The sequence below is a fragment of the Thalassobius sp. MITS945101 genome, from assembly GCF_047123305.1.
In the GTDB taxonomy this organism is placed as follows: Bacteria; Pseudomonadota; Alphaproteobacteria; order Rhodobacterales; family Rhodobacteraceae; genus Thalassobius.
In genome coordinates, this window is the sequence record NZ_CP138918.1 from 156,893 (window position 1) to 175,299 (window position 18,407).

17 protein-coding genes and 1 pseudogene are annotated in these 18,407 nt (G+C 59.6%); 1 reads left to right on the forward strand and 17 read right to left on the reverse strand.

What is annotated here, in order from left to right:
- Positions 1-433 precede the first annotated feature (433 nt).
- The 5 genes from SIC14_RS00765 to SIC14_RS00785 form a co-directional block, all read right to left on the reverse strand.
- Positions 434-610 carry a hypothetical protein gene (locus SIC14_RS00765; RefSeq protein ID WP_412563950.1) on the reverse strand — a complete coding sequence of 59 codons (177 nt, stop codon included), beginning with the start codon at positions 608-610 and terminating at the stop codon, positions 434-436.
- A 190-nt stretch (positions 611-800) separates the two neighbouring features.
- Positions 801-1,232 carry a universal stress protein gene (locus SIC14_RS00770; protein ID WP_412563951.1) on the reverse strand — a complete coding sequence of 144 codons (432 nt, stop codon included), beginning with the start codon at positions 1,230-1,232 and terminating at the stop codon, positions 801-803.
- A complete protein-coding gene (locus SIC14_RS00775) occupies positions 1,229-3,958 on the reverse strand; it encodes a TRAP transporter permease (RefSeq protein ID WP_412563952.1) in 2,730 nt (909 codons plus the stop codon). The genes SIC14_RS00770 and SIC14_RS00775 overlap by 4 nt, the downstream gene beginning before the upstream one ends.
- A gap of 116 nt (positions 3,959-4,074) precedes the next feature.
- A complete protein-coding gene (locus SIC14_RS00780; protein ID WP_412563953.1) occupies positions 4,075-5,043 on the reverse strand; it encodes a TAXI family TRAP transporter solute-binding subunit in 969 nt (322 codons plus the stop codon).
- A gap of 45 nt (positions 5,044-5,088) precedes the next feature.
- Positions 5,089-5,955 (reverse strand): MurR/RpiR family transcriptional regulator, encoded by an 867-nt coding sequence (locus SIC14_RS00785; protein WP_412563954.1) that lies wholly within the window; start codon positions 5,953-5,955, stop codon positions 5,089-5,091.
- 150 nt (positions 5,956-6,105) lie between these two features.
- Here SIC14_RS00785 and SIC14_RS00790 point away from each other — a divergent pair, with 150 nt between their 5' ends.
- Positions 6,106-7,440: an aspartate aminotransferase family protein gene (locus SIC14_RS00790; RefSeq protein ID WP_412563955.1), complete on the forward strand. Its 1,335-nt coding sequence runs from the start codon at positions 6,106-6,108 to the stop codon at positions 7,438-7,440.
- A gap of 159 nt (positions 7,441-7,599) precedes the next feature.
- Here the strand turns inward: SIC14_RS00790 and SIC14_RS00795 are convergent.
- The 12 genes and pseudogenes from SIC14_RS00795 to infA form a co-directional block, all read right to left on the reverse strand.
- Positions 7,600-8,012 (reverse strand): annotated as a pseudogene (locus tag SIC14_RS00795) (CoxG family protein).
- A 35-nt stretch (positions 8,013-8,047) separates the two neighbouring features.
- Positions 8,048-8,938, reverse strand: coding sequence for an XdhC family protein (locus SIC14_RS00800; protein WP_412563956.1), 891 nt, complete (start codon positions 8,936-8,938; stop codon positions 8,048-8,050).
- Between the two features lie 44 nt (positions 8,939-8,982).
- Positions 8,983-10,194 carry a vWA domain-containing protein gene (locus SIC14_RS00805; RefSeq protein ID WP_412563957.1) on the reverse strand — a complete coding sequence of 404 codons (1,212 nt, stop codon included), beginning with the start codon at positions 10,192-10,194 and terminating at the stop codon, positions 8,983-8,985.
- On the reverse strand, positions 10,194-11,060 hold the full coding sequence (locus SIC14_RS00810) for an AAA family ATPase (RefSeq protein WP_412563958.1): 867 nt from the start codon (positions 11,058-11,060) through the stop codon (positions 10,194-10,196). Before SIC14_RS00810 ends, SIC14_RS00805 begins: the two co-directional genes overlap by 1 nt.
- 91 nt (positions 11,061-11,151) lie before the next feature.
- Positions 11,152-13,581: an aerobic carbon-monoxide dehydrogenase large subunit gene (locus tag SIC14_RS00815; RefSeq protein ID WP_412563959.1), complete on the reverse strand. Its 2,430-nt coding sequence runs from the start codon at positions 13,579-13,581 to the stop codon at positions 11,152-11,154.
- Positions 13,578-14,072 carry a (2Fe-2S)-binding protein gene (locus tag SIC14_RS00820; protein ID WP_412563960.1) on the reverse strand — a complete coding sequence of 165 codons (495 nt, stop codon included), beginning with the start codon at positions 14,070-14,072 and terminating at the stop codon, positions 13,578-13,580. The genes SIC14_RS00815 and SIC14_RS00820 overlap by 4 nt, the downstream gene beginning before the upstream one ends.
- A 20-nt stretch (positions 14,073-14,092) precedes the next feature.
- Positions 14,093-14,959 carry an FAD binding domain-containing protein gene (locus SIC14_RS00825; RefSeq protein WP_412563961.1) on the reverse strand — a complete coding sequence of 289 codons (867 nt, stop codon included), beginning with the start codon at positions 14,957-14,959 and terminating at the stop codon, positions 14,093-14,095.
- A gap of 143 nt (positions 14,960-15,102) precedes the next feature.
- The gene (locus SIC14_RS00830) at positions 15,103-16,233 is read right to left on the reverse strand and encodes an MHYT domain-containing protein (RefSeq protein ID WP_412563962.1); all 1,131 of its coding nucleotides are present in this window, start codon (positions 16,231-16,233) and stop codon (positions 15,103-15,105) included.
- Between the two features lie 127 nt (positions 16,234-16,360).
- Entirely contained in the window at positions 16,361-16,552 is a 192-nt protein-coding gene (locus tag SIC14_RS00835) for a DNA gyrase inhibitor YacG (RefSeq protein WP_412563963.1), read from the reverse strand.
- A complete protein-coding gene (locus tag SIC14_RS00840) occupies positions 16,549-17,574 on the reverse strand; it encodes a ribonuclease E/G (protein ID WP_412563964.1) in 1,026 nt (341 codons plus the stop codon). The genes SIC14_RS00835 and SIC14_RS00840 overlap by 4 nt, the downstream gene beginning before the upstream one ends.
- Complete coding sequence (locus SIC14_RS00845; protein ID WP_412563965.1) at positions 17,571-18,146, reverse strand: Maf family protein; 576 nt, start codon at positions 18,144-18,146, stop codon at positions 17,571-17,573. Before SIC14_RS00845 ends, SIC14_RS00840 begins: the two co-directional genes overlap by 4 nt.
- On the reverse strand, positions 18,147-18,365 hold the full coding sequence (gene infA, locus SIC14_RS00850; protein WP_037209844.1) for a translation initiation factor IF-1: 219 nt from the start codon (positions 18,363-18,365) through the stop codon (positions 18,147-18,149).
- Between the last annotated feature and the right edge of the window lie 42 nt (positions 18,366-18,407).

Sequence of the window (18,407 nt, forward strand, 5' to 3'; positions counted from 1 at the left end):
CTATCCTTGACGTTCGAACCTCTGCACATACTGTTTTTCCAATTGACTTGGAAATGTCCCAACCGGCTGGTCGGGACGTTCTCTGTTTGTGACATCAGTACCAAAAGATACCGAAAGCCGACAAACAGTGAAGCTGACTATCCATCATCGGAACCGAAGCTCCTAGGTAGTTGATATATGTGCAGTCGTTCATTCATCGAATGAACCAAACCGCCCACATATCTCTTCAGATACCATCAATGTCAAAGAGCGCGGCAACAACCCAAGTCATCACCAGAGACAAAATCAACACGAAGCGCCAAAACCTTCCTGGCGCAACCTGCGTCATAAACCTCATATTTTGTTAACTTCAGACCCTGCCAGAGTTGCCTCCGTAGCGCCGTCCGCCGTCCCAACCTGCGCCTCAGCGCCGCCGGTGAAGGGGGTTCTAAGGTTATTCCAAACCACCCGCAAGCGCTTTTTCAAAGAAAATCACAAAAACACAAAACCATTTCAAAAATAAAACAAAATCAAACACATAAACAAACAACACCACAAAAAAACAAAACCAATCCACACAAAAGCCAATCAACAAAACAGGAATCACACCCACAAACACAACAATCAACAACGAGTCTGCCCCTAATTGCGAGTCGCGCGCCCTATTCAAGGCTGCATTTGCCTGGATCGCTCGCCCAAAAAGTGCCAGAACCTTACCCGAAATGTACCAGACGCGTGCAAAAGGGGCGGCTGCTTGCGCAGCCGCCCCTTCTTCGGACGTTCGCGTGCAGGTCTCGCCGGTTCAGACGATGCACGGATCCTTAGCGCACCACATAGACCGAGACGTCTGCGTGGCGCACCACCTTCGCGGCGTTGGTGCCGAGCAGATAGTCCCGCGCCGAGGGGCGGTGCGAGCCGATCACAATCAGATCGGAGCCTGCCAGCTCGGCGGCATGCAAGACCTCCTGATAGACCTTGCCGGTGGCAACCTCATGACGGACCTTTGCCGCCATCTCCTCGCCGATGACCGACTTCACATAGGCCTTCAACCGCTCCACCGTCTCTCCAACGGCCTGCTTGTGGTAGCCCTTCGGAAAGAAGTCCGGGATCTCCCCCGCCCCGAAGTCCGGCACCACTGTCATGACGTCCAATTGAGCGCCATCAACCCGGGCCAGTTTGGCGGCTTCTTCCAGCACTTTGGTTTCTGGTTCGTGCTGGCTCATGTCGATTGCACAAAGAATGCAGGTGCTCATGCCTGAACCTCCTGGGGCTGACGGGCCGCACGGCCCCGTTGCAGGAAGGCGATTGCCGCCAGAAGCAGCAGTGCCGGGATGTACATCAGCTCTTTCGGGAGCTGATCGGCAGGGGCTTTGACCTCGGTGATTCGCATCGGCGCATCACCATAGAAGTCAAAGTTCGACATCGTCTCGAAGTAAGGTGTCCCCGGAAAGGGTTCCTCGAGCAAAAGCATGTCCCCTTCGGCAAAGACCGTCAGACCAAATGCAGCCAAACGCGCCGCCCCGTCTGCGGCGCCGGTGGCGGGCAGAACGATGGTGGTGTCTTTGACCTCAGCCGTATCGAAGTCCGGTCCCGAAACGATCACCCGGACCTCGGAGCCTTCTTCAACACTGCCCAGAACCTCAACCAGCTGTGTCGGGGCCGAGATTTCAAACGGCGGCTGAACGCGGTCCATCAGGAAGTCCGGACGGAACAGGGCAAAGGCAATCAGCACCAGCGCGAAACTTTCAATGCGCAAACTCCGTGTCACAAACCACCCCATTGTCCCGGCGGTAAACACCAAGATGGCGATTGACGCGACAATGAAGACGATTATGCCCTCCCACCAGGTGACATCGATCAGCAACAGGTCTGTGTTGAAGATGAAGACAAACGGCAAGGCCACGGTGCGCAGGCTGTAGAAGAAGGCGGTGAAGCCGGTGCGAATGGCATCGCCACCCGATACGGCCGCCGCCGCAAAGCTTGCCAGACCCACCGGCGGGGTCACGTCCGCCATGATCCCGAAGTAGAACACGAAGAGGTGCACCGCGATCAAAGGCACAATCAGACCAGAGTTGGCCCCAAGCTCCACAACAACCCCTGCCATCAGTGAGCTGACAACAATGTAGTTGGCTGTGGTTGGCAGCCCCATGCCCAGCACAAGGGACAAAAGGCCCACGCACATCAGGACGAAGACAAGCGTTGTGCCAGTCATGTCCTCCGCTCGCTCTGCAACGGTGCCTTGGAAACTGGTCAGGCCAATCGCATCAGTCGCAGGGCTGATGAGGTGAACAAAAGCTGCACAGAGATAGGTCAGGCCATAAGCCATATTCTCAACCAGATCAGCCATCACCTGTCCGATGCCGGTCAGAGTCACCGTGCCGACGATCACACCCGCGGTGGCGGTTGCTAGGCCGATGCCGATCATATTGCGTGCGCCGTCAACCATGCCCTGGTTCAGGTCGCCGACCCCGAATTTGAAGGCCGCTGCCAGATCGGTCTGTCCGCGGAACATAGCTTTGAGAGGCCGCTGGGTCAGCAGAATGCCGAACAGCAATGCGGTCGCCCAGAAGGCGGAGAGACCTGGCGATTTCTTTTCGATCATCAGGAAGTAGACAAGGACAATGATCGGCAGCAGGAAGTGAAGACCGGCCTTGTAGATGTCTTTGATCACCGGCAACTCGACCACTTCGGCATTCGGATCGTCTGGCTCAAGGTCTGGGACCTGTGACGCAAGATAAACCAAAGCCACATAGATCGCAGTCACAATGGCCGTCATCACAAGACCTGCTGCGCTTGGCACCCATGCGGTTACAGCATCAACCGGATATTGCGACCCATAGCAAAGGCCTGCGAAAATCGCGAAGAAGGAAGCCATACCAACAATCGTGCGTGCCAGATGGACATCGCGGTTGCCAAGCGTCGGCAGGTTCCGTTTCACCGCTTCCAAATGCACGATGTAAACCAGCGCAATGTATGAAATCGCCGCCGGCAGGAAGGCGTGTGTGATCACCTCGACATAGGAAATGCCGACATATTCCACCATCAGGAAGGCCGCGGCCCCCATCACGGGTGGCATGATCTGCCCGTTCACCGAGGACGCCACTTCCACCGCGCCGGCTTTCTCACTGGAGAAGCCCACACGTTTCATCAGCGGAATGGTGAAGGTGCCGGTGGTCACAACGTTTGCAATCGACGAGCCCGAGATCAGGCCGGTTGCGGCCGAGCCGACAACGGCTGCCTTGGCCGGACCACCACGCAGGTGCCCCAGGGCGCCAAAGGCCATCTTGATGAAGTAGTTGCCTGCGCCCGCCTTTTCCAACAGCGCCCCGAAGAGCACGAAGAGGAAGACAAACTTGGTCGAAACACCCAGAGCAATTCCAAACACCCCTTCTGAGGTGATCCACATGTGGCTCATCGCTTTCTTCAGCGAAGCGCCTTTCCAGCGGATGACTTCGGGCACCCATTCGGAGGCGCCAAAGAACACATAGCCCAGGAAGATCGTGGCGATGATCGCCATCGCCGGCCCCAACGCGCGGCGGGCGGCTTCGAACAATAGGATCAAGCCACCCAGGGCGATCCATTTGTCCGTGTCATCCGCCAGACCGCCGGAGTTCACGATCTTATCGTAAAAGAAATAGCCATAGAGCGCCACAAAGGCCCCAAGGGCTGCCATGATCCAGTCCTGCACAGGAATATGTTTGCGCGGGCTGGTCGACAGGGCCGGATAGGCCAGAAAGGCTAGGAAAATGGCAAAGGCCAGATGGATCTGGCGTGAGTTGTTGATCAGATCCCCCGGCAGGATCACATTGGACAGCGGCGAGGCCAGAACGACCTGAAACACCGACCACAGTAGAGCGATGCTTGCCATGAAAGTTGCCACGGCGCCTGTGGGGTTACGTCCCCCGGCGTCACTGGCGGCAACCAGTTCCTGTAGTTCTTCCTCGCTAAGCGCGCGGCCTTCAGCCTTAAGATTGGCCATGCATCCCTCCCCGCATCCCGGATGTCCCCCGGTTTAAATGCCTGTTCGCTATTGTTTTGGATATTCAGATAAAAAACTGGCGGCCGGAGTGGACCGGCCGCCAGAGGCAAGATCGATTACTCGACCCAGCCCATTTCTTTGTAGTATTTGGCCGCGCCATCATGCAGCGGAGCCGACAGACCAGCGGTTGCCATGGTTTGTGGGTCCAGGTGTGCAAAGGCTGGGTGCAGCTTTTTGAAGTCTTCGATGTTGTCCATCACCGACTTCACAACGGTGTAAACCGCTTCGTCCGAAACATCGGCCGAGGTCACGAAGGTTGCGCCCACACCAAAGGTCATGGTGTCGCCGTCGTTGCCACGGTACATGCCGCCAGGGATGGTGGCCGAACGGTAGAAGCTGTTGTCGTTGATCAGGCCGGTCACGGCGTCGCCGGACACTTCAACCAGAACCGAGTCACAGGCGGTGGTGGCTTCCTGGATCGAACCGGAAGGGTGGCCAACGGTGTAAACCATCGCGTCAATCTGGTTGTCACACAGAGCTGCCGACTGTTCTGCCGCTTTCAGCTCGGTTGCCAGCGCGAAGTTGTCTGTGGTCCAGCCTTTGGCTTCCATCAGCACTTCCATGGTGCCGCGCTGACCGGAACCGGGGTTGCCGATGTTCACGCGCTTGCCGGCCAGATCGTCAAAAGTTGCGATGCCAGCGTCGGCACGGGCCACAACGGTGAAGGGCTCGGGGTGGACCGAGAATACAGCGCGCAGGCCTTCGAAGGCACCGGCGTCAGCAAACTTCGAGGTGCCGTTATAGGCGTGGTACTGCCAGTCGGACTGGGCAACACCAAACTCCAGCTCGCCTTCGCGGATGGTGTTGATGTTGTATACCGAGCCACCGGTCGACTCGACCGAGCAGCGGATGCCGTGATCACGGCGGCCTTTGTTGACCAGACGGCAGATCGCGCCACCAGTCGGGTAGTAAACGCCGGTTACACCGCCGGTGCCGATGGTGATGAACTCTTCTGCCATGGCGAACGGTGCGGTCGCGACGGTAGCTGCCAGAGCAAAGGCACCCAGTTTGAAGTTGGAAAACATCTGTTTCTCCCTGATTGATGTTTCAAGATTAAGGGTCTTCGGGGTTCAGCCGGACCAGAATTCTCCCAGTCCGCCATTTCGTTGCTCGACTTCACGAATACGGGTGCTTGTCGCCTGCGGATCGCGGGAGACAAGGACGGCCATGAGTGTTTCGAGAAGCGCGAGTGTTGCAGTATAAGATGAAAAAAATTGTGGGCTCTCTGAGGGCACGATGAACGGAAAATCGGCAAATTTCAATGCCGGACACGTATGATTATCCGTGATGACGATCGTTCGCGCCCCTTGATCTTGCGCCATCTGGGCCGCCGCAATGGCGCGGCGGGCATAGGGGGATTTGGTCACGATCAGCAACACGTCTTCCGTGCCCATATCAACCATCGCCGCCCCCAGTGACGCCCCCATACGCCCCGCCAGCACCCAGTTGGTCATGCTGTAATGGGCCAGATAGGCAAGGTATTCGACAATCCCGGTAGAGCCATACGCGCCGAACAATACAACCCTGCGGGCGGTGCCCAGAACATCCGCAGCCGCTTCCAGTCGACTGGGATCAAGCTGCGCGTTCAGGCTCTGGATATTGGCAATCACCGCATTGGTTTGACGCTGGATCACCGAAGCCGTGGTGGCATCGCCCTGCCCCAGCTTCGCCGCCTTCTCCGAAAAACTCTCGACCCGTTGTCCAACCGCGGTGCGGCACAGCTCGCGGATTTCCTCGTAGCTTTCGAAATCCAGCGCCCGAGCAAGACGGGAAAACGTGGCAGGCGGCAGCCCAGAGGACGCCGAGGCCGCGCGCAGAGAGCGCGATGCAACATCCATAGGATTGGACGCAACATAGTCCGCAGCCTTTTGCAGCTGCCCACTCAGATCGCTGTATTTTGATGCAATCCGGTCCTCGATGGAAATGAGTTGCGTCACGAATCCCCCCTGAAATTACGTTCATTTTTCATTTGTATTTTTTCTTGTCAAGAAATGAAACATATGTTTCACCTCAAGCGCATCGCGTCTCACCAAAAATCGCGATTCGAACCTTCTATTCTTCGCTTTTCAGACTGAAAGGGCGGCCAAATGCCTGCACCCAAGTCTCATGTCTTCCCCCGTCACACCCGGTCCATTCCCCCCCGCGCTGACCGCGGAGAGGGGTGCTATATTCTTGATAAATCGGGAAAACAATACTTCGATGGCTCCGGTGGCGCGGCGGTCTCCTGCCTTGGCCATTCCGACCCTGATGTCATTGCCGCCATACAGGAACAAACCGCGCAGCTGGCCTATGCCCACACCAGTTTTTTCACCACAGATGCGGCGGAGGAGCTGGCGGATTTACTGATCGCCCATGCACCAGAAGGTCTGGATCGGGTCTATTTTGTTTCCGGTGGCTCTGAGGCGATGGAATCAGCGCTGAAACTGGCGCGGCAGTATTTCACCGAAATCGGCCAGCCCCAGCGCCGCCATGTGATCGCCCGCAAACAAAGCTACCATGGCAACACGCTGGGTGTGCTGTCGGTTGGTGGCAACATGTGGCGGCGCGAACAGTTTGCCCCTTTGCTGATCGACACCACCCATATCAGCCCCTGCTATGAATACCGTGGCCGCCAAGAGGGCGAGACTGCCTTTGACTACGGTCAGCGGGTTGCCAATGAGCTGGAGGCCGAAATCCTCCGCCTTGGACCAGACAGCGTGATGGCCTTTGTCGCCGAACCTGTTGTGGGCGCCACCGCCGGCGCGGTGCCTCCGGTCGAGGGGTACTTCAAACGGGTGCGCGAAATCTGTGACCAATATGGCGTGTTGCTGATCCTAGACGAGGTGATGTGCGGCATGGGCCGCACCGGCACCCTGTTCGCCTGTGAGCAGGAAGGGGTGGTGCCCGATATCACCGCCATCGCCAAAGGCCTTGGCGCGGGTTATCAGCCGATTGGCGCAATGCTGTGTTCCAAAACGATTTATGAAGCCATCGAGAGCGGCACCGGTTTCTTCCAACACGGGCACACATATCTGGGCCACCCTGTTGCTGCCGCTGCGGCGCGGGTGGTGGTGGGCAAACTGGTGAACGGCTTGACCCAGCGCGCACAGGTCATGGGCGACCGGTTGAACGATGCACTTCAGGCCCGTTTGAGCCAACATCCGCATATCGGGGATATCCGCGGGCGTGGATTGTTCCGTGGGCTGGAACTGGTGGCAGACCGCGGTACCAAGGCGCCTTTTGATCCCGAACTGGCCCTGCCAAAGAAGATCAAAGCCGCCGCCTTTGAGGCCGGCCTGCTGTGTTACCCGATGGGCGGCACCATCGATGGCAAGGCCGGCGCACATATCCTCTTGGCCCCGCCCTTCATCCTGAGCGAGGATCAGATTGGCGAAGTGGTGGACAAGCTGGACATTGCGCTCGCTGCCGCCCTGCCCGCCTGAGCCCTCCCCCTAAGCCCGAATGAAAAGGGCCGCCCCTTAGCAGGAGCGGCCCGACCGGTCGAACCGGGTCTGGGATCCCGGCCCGAGACGGCCAGATCAAGGAGAGACCCCAGGTCTCTTTAGCCGGAAACCGTTTCCGAAACCTTATCAGCGAAGCTGTTAAAGAACTTGGCCGACAGTTTTTTTGGCTGTGCCTTGGATCAGGCGGCTGCCCAATTGGGCAATCTTACCCCCCATTTCAACCTTGGCCACATAGGTCAAAACGGTCTCATCACCGTCCTCGGCCAGCGTCGCATCTGCGCCCCCTTTGGCAAACCGGCGGCACCACCTTTGCCTTCCCCGGTCAGGCTGAACGCCTCTGGCCCTTGGGTTTTATCCAATGTCACCGCACCTGCAAACCGCGCCTTCACGGGGCCGATTTTCAGCACCACCTTGGCCTCCAGCTCCTCAGGCGAATGCTGGACCAGCTCTTCACAACCGGGAATACAGGCCTGCAGCACCTCCGGATCATTCAGGGCCGCATAAACCACGTCACGCGGTGCGTTGATGCGAATTTCGTCGCTCAGTTCCATTGTCTTTTCCTTCGTTTTGAGTGTGTTGGTCTGGATCAGCAACAGCGCGGGAAGACGTTTAGCGCCATTTCCGTGGCCTTGTCTGTTGCACTGTCCGTTGTCTTTCCCGGTCTGGGTCGCGGGTCGCCAGCACTGGCAATCGTTTCCGCCCCATCTTCGGTGATCAGTTTCGCAGGCAGGGTGACGCCGCGCCGCCACACGATAAGTTCGGCCATGATCGACAGGGCGATTTCATGCGGGTCCACCGCGCCGATATCCAGACCCGCAGGGGCTTTCAACCGGTCGATCTGCGGTTGGCTAACACCGTCGCCCAACAGCTTGCGGGTCAGATGCGCCGCCTTTTTGCGGCTTGCCACCATAGACACCCGCGCCGCCGCACTGGTGAGCGCTGCCTTCAGCGCCACGGCATCGCCGCGCCCTTGCGAAGCGACAACAACAAAGTCGCGCGCCTCCAATGCGGCAACGGCTTGTGCGGCATCCTCTTGCCCTGCACCGCTGACGCGAAATCCGGCCGTTGCGGCATGAGACGCCAGCGCTTTGGCAATTGGTCCGTCGCCGAAAATGACCAACCGTGGGGCCAGCTGGAACGGCTCGATCAGCAGATCCACCGTGCCCCCCGAGGGGCAACCGCTTTTGAAACATTGCACCCCATCCGGATCGACAAGGCTCACCACCTTTTCCGAGGGCTTCACCCGGATCATCCGAGGACTGCCTTCCGCCAGAGCCTCAGCTACCGAGGCCTTCACCGCACGTTGCACGCAGGCCCCGCCCAGATGGCCAAGGATCTCACCGTCTGATGTCACTGCCGCCTTTGCCCCTGCCTTGGCCGAGGTCACATCGGCCGTGCGCAGGACCGTTGCCACACAAAACGGCGCCGCCTTTTCGCGCAAAGTAGCGATGTGGTCAAAAATCTCCAGATCGGCCATATCTTCTCCTCCGGTTCTCTAGTCAGCCCAATGCGCCCTGCGGCTCACAAGCGGGCAAATTCCTGTTTCAGCGCCGCCAGCGCTGCAATTGTGTTGGCAGGCAGATGGGCGTCCAGATGCGGTGCGGCCTCTTGCATGGCCGCCGCGATCGGCTGATAGTCACGCCAGCCTTTCAACGGATTCAGCCAGACAATGCGGCGCGACTTGCGTTTGATCTGCCCTAGCACGGCGCCCAGAACCTGTGGATTGGCGGTGCAATAGCCGTCCGACAGAATGATCACGACCGTGCGCCCATTCAGCGCCTTTCCACTGTAGTGGCGCAGAAAGCTCTGCAGGCTGCCCGCGATGTCTGTGCCGCCGCCGAACCCTTCTGCCATCAGCGACAATCGCGACGCCGCCCGCAGCGTGTCGTGATCACGCAACGCATCGGTGACCCGCATCAGGCGCGTGTGAAACAGATAGGCGTCCGCCTGCACGCCACTTTGCCCCCCGGTCTGCGCACCGGCCCCGATCAGACCCTTCAAAAAGGCCAAAAACACCCGCGAATAGGTTGTCATGGATCCCGACACGTCACACAGCGCCACGATCCGCATCGGCCGTGGCGGCCGACGTTTGCGAAACAGCCGCAAGGGATCGCCGCCCGTTGCCAAGCTGCTGCGCAGGATCCGGCGCAGGTCCAATGCATTGCCTCTCAGCGCTTGTTTGCGCCGCCGTGATCGCCGATCCCGCAGGACCGCGCCCAGACGTTGCGCCGCCTGTTCGGCCTCACGCAGATCCTCTTCGCGGAACAATTCGCGCAGGTCGCGTTTGCTTAGATTGTCCTGACGGGTTGCAATCAGCCGCCCTTCGGTGCCTTCCGTCTCACCTTCGCCTTCGGGATCGGCCTGCTGCGGCGCGTCGCCCTCGGGCCCCTCCGGGCCTTCGTCAAAGTGATCCTGCCACAGCATCGGGCGCTGCGACTGCACCTTTACATGGGCGGCGTTTACCTCTGTCGCCCGTTGGCGACCTGCATTGAACCAATAGGCGTCAAACAGATCATCAAAGCGCCGCCAGCGCGTGGCATCGGGCACGAGGATCGACCTGAGCGCCAGTCGCACCTGAAACACATCTGTGGCGTCCACTTCCTCCAACACCGACAGCGCCAGTGCGGTTTCCTGCGGCCCCAACACAAAGCCGTTGCCGCGCAGATGCGCGATGAAACCCGTCACACGTTCGGCAGGCCCGGAGGCGCGGGAGGGGAAGCGGGTGACCAGCATCAGGCGACCTTTCCGATCACCCGGTCCAGGAATTCACGTGGGGCTGCGCTCTGATCGGCGGCGGTTTTCAGCAGGCACACCAATGTGGCCTGCAATTGCGGACCGGCCTGCGCCAGATCATTCACCCCAAGCCCCGAAAGCGCCGCCGCCCAATCCAGCATTTCAGCAATGCCGGGGCTTTTTTCCAGCTCTTCACGTCGCAACGCCTGCACCACCGTCACAATCTGCCGCGCCAACCGCGCTTCCAGACCGGGGTGGCGCGCGTTCAAGATGGCCAGTTCCGTGTCCAGATCGGGGTAGCCAAGGTAGCTGTAAAGGCAACGCCGCCGCAGCGCGTCGCTGAGGTCACGGGTGCCGTTTGCCGTCAAGATCACCACGGGCCGGTGCGCGGCCTTTACGGTGCCCATCTCGGGGATGGTGATTTGGAAATCCGACAGGACTTCCAGCAAGTAGGCCTCAAACTCCTCATCGGCGCGGTCAATCTCATCGATCAGCAAAACCGGTGCACGGTCCGCCGTAATCGCCTGCAGCAGCGGGCGTTTCAGCAAGAACGCCTCGCCAAACAGGGCCTCTTCCTGCACACCACCATGCGCCTCAGCTGCGCGGATCGAGAGCAGTTGCCGCTGGTAGTTCCATTCATAAATCGCGTGGCTGGCATCCAGCCCTTCATAACACTGCAGCCGGATCAATTCGGTGCCCTGCACGGCCGCCAGGGCCTTGGCAACTTCGGTTTTGCCCACACCTGCGGGGCCTTCCAGCAGCACCGGACGCCCAAGGGACAGCCCCAGCGACAGCCCCATCGCCAGACTTTCCTCTGCCACATAGCCTGTTGCGGCCAGTTGATTCTGCAACTCCAGATGCGTCACGTCCCGACACTCTCTTTCATCTTGCTCAAAATACTCTGAGAAAACCGGAGGGGGTAAGGCCCCCTCCGGCCCTCCTTCAGTCAGGGTGCACTCAGTCGTGCAGCCCCAGATCGTTGGCGGTTTTCCAGATCCGCCAATGGTCATGCGGCATGTTGGTATGGGTCAGACCAAACGCCCGGAAGGCATCCTGCACCGCGTTCGAGAAACAAGGCACACCACCCACATGCGGGCTTTCGCCCACGCCCTTGGCGCCGATCGGGTGATGCGGGCTGGGGGTGACGGTGTAGTCGGTTTCATAGTTCGGCACTTCCCACGCCGTCGGCAGGAAGAAATCCATCAACGTGCCGGTCTTCACATTGCCCATTTCGTCATAGGCAATCTCTTGGCCCAGGGCGACGGCCAGTGCTTCGGTCAGACCGCCATGCACCTGGCCTTCGATGATCATCGGGTTGATCCGTGTGCCGCAATCATCCAGCGCGTAGAAGCGGCGGATGTCCGGCACACCGGTGTCCACGTCGATGTCCATCACACAGACATAGGCGCCGAAAGGGTAGGTCATGTTGGGCGGATCATAGTAGCTGACCGCTTCCAGACCGGGTTCAATGCCGGGGATCGCCTGGTTATACGCGGCGAAGGCAATTTCCTTCATCGTCTTGAACCGTTCCGGCGCACCTTTGACCACAAAACGATCCACGTCGAATTCAACGTCATCGTCATGCACTTCCAGCAGATAGGCCGCAATCATTTGCGCCTTGGCGCGGATCTTTCGAGACGCCATCGCGGTGGCCGCACCGGCCACTGGGGTCGAACGCGACCCATAGGTGCCCAGACCATAAGGTGCGGTGTCGGTGTCACCTTCCTCCAGCGTGATATCATCCGCCGGAATACCGATTTCCGAGGCGATGATCTGACTGAAGGTCGTCGCGTGCCCCTGCCCCTGACTGATCGTGCCCAGACGGGCAATCGCCGAACCGGTGGGGTGAATGCGGATCTCGCAGCTGTCAAACATGCCAAGGCCAAGGATGTCACAGTTCTTGACCGGCCCGGCGCCCACAATCTCGGTAAAGAAGCTGAGGCCGATGCCCATCAGACTGCGGGTTTTGCCGGCTTTGAAATCCTCAACCCGTTGCGCCTGTTCAGCGCGCAGACCGTCATAGTCCACCGCCTTCATCGCCTTGTCCCAAGCGGTGTGATAATCGCCCGAGTCATATTCCCAACCCAGCGCGGACTGATAAGGGAACTGTTCTTTCTTGATGAAGTTGATCCGGCGCAGCTCTGCCGCGTCCATGTTCAACTTGATCGCCAGCACCTCAATCATCCGTTCGATGAAATACACTGCCTCGGTCACGCGGAAGGAACAGCGGTAGCTGACCCCGCCCGGTGCTTTGTTGGTGTAAACACCATCCACAGCCAGATAGGCGGTTGGGATGTCATAAGAGCCGGTGCAGATGTTCATGAAACCGGCGGGGAATTTGGTCGGGTCGGCGCAGGCATCAAAGCCACCGTGGTCTGCCGTCACATGACAATGCAGGCCGGTGATCTTACCCTCTTTGGTCGCCGAGATCTTGCCCTTCATCCAATAATCACGGGCAAAGGCCGTGGTCATCAGGTTTTCCATGCGGTCTTCGATCCATTTCACCGGACGCCCCGTCACGATCGAGGCCACGACCGAGCAGACATAGCCCGAATAGGCGCCCACCTTGTTGCCAAAGCCACCGCCGATATCGGGGGAAATCACACGGATATTGTGTTCCGCAATGCCCGAGATCAGCGAGACCACGGTGCGGATCGCATGTGGCGCCTGGAATGTGCCCCAGAGCGTCAGCTTGCCAGTGACCTTATCCATCGATGCCACCGAACCGCAGGTTTCCAACGGGCACGGGTGGGTACGGTGGTAATACATGGTCTCTTCCGCCACCACTTCGGCGCTGTCGATCACCGCGTTGGTTTCCGCCTCTTCTCCGGCTTCCCAGGTGAAGATGTGGTTGGGATGGTTGCGCGGACCATGGGCGCCATCAGTGGCCTTGCCGTTTTCGTCCACCGTGTCTTCGCGCAGCACCACATCGGATTTCAGCGCTTCAAACGGATCGACGATCACCGGCAGCTCTTCGTATTCGACCTCAACCAGCTCCACCGCGTCAGCAGCCGCATAGCGGTCCTCAGCCACAACGAAGGCCACTTCCTGACCTTGGAACAGCACCTTGCCATCCGCCAGCACCATCTGTTTGTCACCGGCCAGCGTTGGCATCCAATGCAAGCCCAGCGGTTCCAGATCGGCGGCGGTGATCACGGCGACAACGCCGGGCACTTTCATCGCCTCTTCAGAGTTGATCGACTTCACCCGTGCATGGGCATAAGGCGAGCGGACAAAATCGCCAAACAGCATGCCGTCCAGCTTGATGTCATCGACATAGTTGCCCTTGCCTTGGGTGAAGCGCACGTCCTCAACCCGCTTGCGCGAGCAGCCCATGCCCTTGAGGCCCGCAGCGCGATCTTCGGGGGTTTGTACCTCGTCCTTCATTCCGCGGCCTCCTTCTGGGCGTTCAACTGATCCGACGCCGCCATGATCGATTTCACGATGTTCTGGTAACCGGTGCAGCGGCAAAGGTTGCCGGCCATGCCGAAGCGCACCTCTTCCTCTGATGGGCTGGGATTTTCCTGCAGCAGGCGGTGGGCGCGAGTGATCATGCCCGGTGTGCAGAAACCGCACTGCAGCCCGTGATGTTCGCGGAACATCTCTTGAATGACACCAAGGGTGCCATCGTCATTGGCCAGACCTTCAACGGTGGTGATTTCAGCCTCTTGCGCCTGCGCCACAAAGACGGTGCAGGATTTGACCGATTTGCCATTCAAATCAACAGTGCAGGCACCGCAGTGGCTGGTTTCACAGCCAATGTGCGGGCCGGTGATTTTCAGATTTTCCCGCAGGAAATGGATCAGCAGGGTGCGCGGTTCGGCAAGGCCTTCAACCTCGCGCCCGTTCACCTTCAGCTTTACGTGCATCTTGGACATTGGTTCCTCCCTCAGCCCGATCAGTTGGACGCGCGCGCAATGGCGCGGTCGATGGCACGGCGTAGAATGACGCCCGCCACGTGTTTCTTGAATTCGACGGGACCGCGGTTGTCGGCCACCGGTTCAATCGCATCGATGGCCGCCGCAACCGCTGCCTTGCAGGCGGCATCGCCCAGATCAGAACCGATCAACGCTTCGCTGGCGGCTTCGCACCAGATCGGCGTGTCGGCGAGGTTGGTCATTGCGATGGAGGCTGCGGTGCAGACACCGCCTTCGGTCTGGATCATCACACCCGACGCTGCTGTGGCGTAGTCACCGATTTTGCGCTTTTGCTTTTCATAGGCCTGACCCGTGCCTGCGGCGGGGATCGGAATGATTACCTTGGTCAGGATTTCTTCATCCTCGCGGGCGGTGAAATAGGCGGCCTCGTAAAAGTCTCGCGCCGGAACTTCGCGGGTGCCGTCCGGCCCCACCAGTTCAAAACGCGCATCAAGGCACTGCATCAACCCCGGCATATCGTTGCCCGGATCGCCGTTCGCCACATTGCCGCCGATGGTGCCAACATAGCGCACCTGCGGATCGGCAATGACCAAAGCGGCTTCGCGCAGGATCGGCACTGCCTGTGCCAGCGCGTCATCTTCGATCAGCTCGTGCTGGGTCACCATGGCCCCGATCGAGACCTCAGTGGCACCAACTGAAATGCCGCGCAGGCTGTCGATGGCCTGCAGATCGACCAGATGTTCGATATCCGCCATGCGCAGCTTCATCATCGGGATCAGGCTGTGCCCGCCCGCGATCACCCGCGCGTCATCTCCGTGTTCTTGCAAAATAGAAAGGGCCGCGGCGATGTCCGCTGGCCTGTGGTATTCAAATCCACTGGGTATCATAAGTCATATCCTCCCTGTGCCCGTCCTCACGGGCGACGTAGAGAGATGACCTCATGACCTCTGAGTCTTTGCCAACAAACTCAAACGGTTGACGACTTGCGCTGCACGAAATGCGAATTGCGCGCACGAGTTGCGAAAAGGAATTACACCCCTAACACGTCCCGCACCACGCTGAGGCGGGACCGGGAGACCGGCACTTTGGGCAGAGCGGGCACCTCATCGAAGTAGCAGGTGCCATTGTCTTTGCGCCGCTCGAAGCTCGACACAAAGACGGGGTTCACCAGATAGGAGCGGTGCACCCGCAGGAAGCCCGCAGGTTCCAGCCGGTTGGCAGCCTCGGTGATCGACCAGGGACAGAAGAGTTTTTCCTCTCCGACATAGAGCAGGGTGTAATGCCCCTCCGCCCGCAATGCGGCGATGGTTTCAGGCAGGGCAAAATGGGTCTGACCCTCGCGCTCAAACGGCACACCGGCCTTGGGCGGGGTCACGGGTTCGGGGAGAGGATCGGGGCTTGGCGAGGTTTCCACCGTGGGGGCGCTTTCAACCTTGGTGTCGGCGGAGGCCTCTTCCGGGGTAACGAAGGTGATACCGGTCAACAGGAACGCGCCGCAGATCAGGAACACCGCAACAGTAACCCCAAGCGCCAGCACCTGATTGTCCAACAGCGGCCCAGCCGCCCCCGTCGCCTCGGCCACGGTGAAATCGGTCAGGCCAATCGCCACAAAGTGCATTGTCACCACGGCCAGCCCGAAACAGACCGTCCCCAGCAGGATATTGCGATGGGTGCGCGCATCATAGGCCACCCAGATCGCCAGGATCGACAGCAGCAGCGACGCGATGGTCGAAATCGCAATATCGGCGAAACCATAGACCGGGCGGCACAGCTGCATCCCCGCCATGCCGATATAGTGCATCGCCACAATGCCCACGCCTACAATAGATCCTGCGGCCACAATCACCGGCAGGCTGCGTTGGCGGAAATGCAGCAGTAACAGCGCCAGCCCCACCACCAGAATCGCCACAAGTGCCGAGATCAGCGTGATCAGCGCGTCATAGTAAAACAGGATCGGCAGCTGCAGCCCCAGCATGGCCACAAAGTGCATCGACCAGATGCCGCCGCCCAACACCACAGCCGCCATGGCGACCACGTTTTTGCGTTTGGCCTCTGGCAGGGTCGAGGCGCCACGGGTCAGGGTCAGGCCGGTAAAACCTGCCATCAGCGCCACGGCAAAACTTGCCGCGACCAGCCACCAAGAGTGGGTAAATTCCAACACGCCGAAGCCTCCCTTTGCGCCCTCCACAGCGCCGGGCGAACGGTAGCAAAGCCAAGGTGTTGGCGCAAACAGAGTTGTGCGCACTCAGCCAAAAGTTGCGAAACTTTTGAGGCCAGAGCGGCGCCGCTTAATGCGGTTTCTGATCGCGTTGCAGATGTGCGGCCAGTTCTTCGGCAGCTTCCTGAATGTCTTCGGGGTTTTCAGAGGGGATCGCATAATTTCCCCCCATCCAACGGCCAAGATCTACATCCGCGCAGCGTTTTGAACAGAACGGCCGATATTTCGCATCGGTGTCTTTGGCGCAGATCGGGCAGCTCATTTCAGCTGGTCTTTCAGCGGCAGGCGATCCCGTTTGCGCTGCAGTTCGAAATGCCCCAGCGGCGTCCAACCGGCCATCACGGTTTCACTGCTGTCGGTTTTGAGCGCCGCGCGCAGCGTCTGCTCAAAGGTGCGGCGATCCCGTTTCGGCATTGGCGCCAGATCCAAGGTGATCTGGCCACCCAGACCCCGCAGACGCAGCTGACGCGGCAAATCACGGGCGGCGGCCAGGTTGGCCTTCAGCCCTGCTGCAGGCGAGGTATCGCCGCCGGTGTTCACATCCACCGCCACCAGCGCGCGGGTCGGTTCTACAAACATGAAGGCTCCACCGCCCAGGTTCACCCGTGCGTCTTGCGCCTCTTCCAGCTGATCCAGCACACCATGGTGTTCAAACCCACCGGCCTCGGTCACGATATCAGCAGGCTCAACCCATTCCCGCCAGGCCTGCCCATGCGGACCGTCACCTTCGCTCAGGACCTCGGCGTCACCATCGTGATCCGCCATAACCGCCTGCGCCAGATCAAACATCGCCATGATGTCTTCGGCAATTTCGCCGGCTTCCGCATCTTCACAAGAAGACCGCAGGATCAGCCCCATCTCTGGCGCGTCGCCCATCACCTCATGGGCGATGCCCAGCAGCACGTCGCGCAGATCATCATCGCGGATTTTACGGCTGATGTTCAGCCCCGGCGCGTCGGGGGTGACAATGGCGTAGCGGCTTTTGAACAGAACTTTCGGCGTCACCGGCAGCGCCTTGCCGTCTTCGGCATAGCCAGTCACCTGCACCAGCAAACGGTCGCCCGGAGCGATGCCTTTGATCTGCCGCAAAAAGGCGGTGCCGTCCGGCGTGGTCAGGAACAGGCCGCCCTGCCCTTTCATCGGTCGATCTGCCACCGCGCGGTAGATGGTGCCCACCCGCGGCTGGTCACTGTCAATCAGGATATCGTGCAACTTGCCATCAACCATAAGCGCCGCTGCTTCGCGGCCACCCAGATGGTCGAGGATAATTTGATTGCCCTTCATGCGTCCCTCCACATCGGGTAGCCCGCCGCTTGCAACAGCCCTGCGGTCTCTGCCAATGGCAGACCAACAACCGCCGTGAACGAGCCCGAGATCCAAGGGATCAAAGCCCCCGCCGGTCCCTGGATACCATAGCCGCCCGCCTTGCCCTGCCAATCATTGGTCGCAAGATAGGCGTTCAATTCTTCATCGGACAGACGTTTCATTTTGACCTCGGTCACAACGTCCTGCTCCCACAAGCGATCGCCGCGGCGCACTGCAACGGCGGTGATCACCCGATGACGCCGCCCGGACATGGCCAACAGAAACTCCGCCGCCTCCCCCACATTTTCAGGCTTGCCCAAAACACGCCGCCCCAGCGCCACGGTGGTGTCCGCACAGAGTACAACGTCCTCAGCATCCGCCGTAACCGCCTGCACCTTTTCACGGGCCATACGCGCGCAGTAGGGGCGCGGCAGTTCATTTTTGCGGGGGGTTTCGTCAATATCGGGCGGGCGGATATCATCCGCCACAACCCCGATTTGGCCCAACAGCTCTTTGCGCCGTGGGCTGCCTGACCCGAGGATCAGGCGCACTTATTTGAAGCGGTAGTTGATCCGACCCTTGGTCAGATCGTAGGGGGTCATTTCAACCTGAACCCGGTCGCCGGCCAGAACACGGATGCGGTTTTTGCGCATCTTGCCTGCCGTATGTGCGATGATCTCATGGCCGTTTTCCAGCTCGACCCGAAACGTCGCATTCGGCAGGAGTTCCTTCACGACACCGGGGAATTCGAGCATTTCTTCCTTGGCCATGGTCTCTCCTTGGTTACACCTCCCGCAGATTGCGGGACGCGC

Coding starts and splice junctions, on each gene's coding strand:
- SIC14_RS00770 (WP_412563951.1), bottom strand. CDS start 1,232: ATGAGCACCTGCATTCTTTGTGCAATCGACATGAGCCAGCACGAACCA.
- SIC14_RS00775 (WP_412563952.1), bottom strand. CDS start 3,958: ATGGCCAATCTTAAGGCTGAAGGCCGCGCGCTTAGCGAGGAAGAACTA.
- SIC14_RS00780 (WP_412563953.1), bottom strand. CDS start 5,043: ATGTTTTCCAACTTCAAACTGGGTGCCTTTGCTCTGGCAGCTACCGTC.
- SIC14_RS00790 (WP_412563955.1), top strand. CDS start 6,106: ATGCCTGCACCCAAGTCTCATGTCTTCCCCCGTCACACCCGGTCCATT.
- SIC14_RS00800 (WP_412563956.1), bottom strand. CDS start 8,938: ATGGCCGATCTGGAGATTTTTGACCACATCGCTACTTTGCGCGAAAAG.
- SIC14_RS00805 (WP_412563957.1), bottom strand. CDS start 10,194: ATGCTGGTCACCCGCTTCCCCTCCCGCGCCTCCGGGCCTGCCGAACGT.
- SIC14_RS00815 (WP_412563959.1), bottom strand. CDS start 13,581: ATGAAGGACGAGGTACAAACCCCCGAAGATCGCGCTGCGGGCCTCAAG.
- SIC14_RS00820 (WP_412563960.1), bottom strand. CDS start 14,072: ATGTCCAAGATGCACGTAAAGCTGAAGGTGAACGGGCGCGAGGTTGAA.
- SIC14_RS00825 (WP_412563961.1), bottom strand. CDS start 14,959: ATGATACCCAGTGGATTTGAATACCACAGGCCAGCGGACATCGCCGCG.
- SIC14_RS00835 (WP_412563963.1), bottom strand. CDS start 16,552: ATGAGCTGCCCGATCTGCGCCAAAGACACCGATGCGAAATATCGGCCG.
- SIC14_RS00840 (WP_412563964.1), bottom strand. CDS start 17,574: ATGAAGGGCAATCAAATTATCCTCGACCATCTGGGTGGCCGCGAAGCA.
- infA (WP_037209844.1), bottom strand. CDS start 18,365: ATGGCCAAGGAAGAAATGCTCGAATTCCCCGGTGTCGTGAAGGAACTC.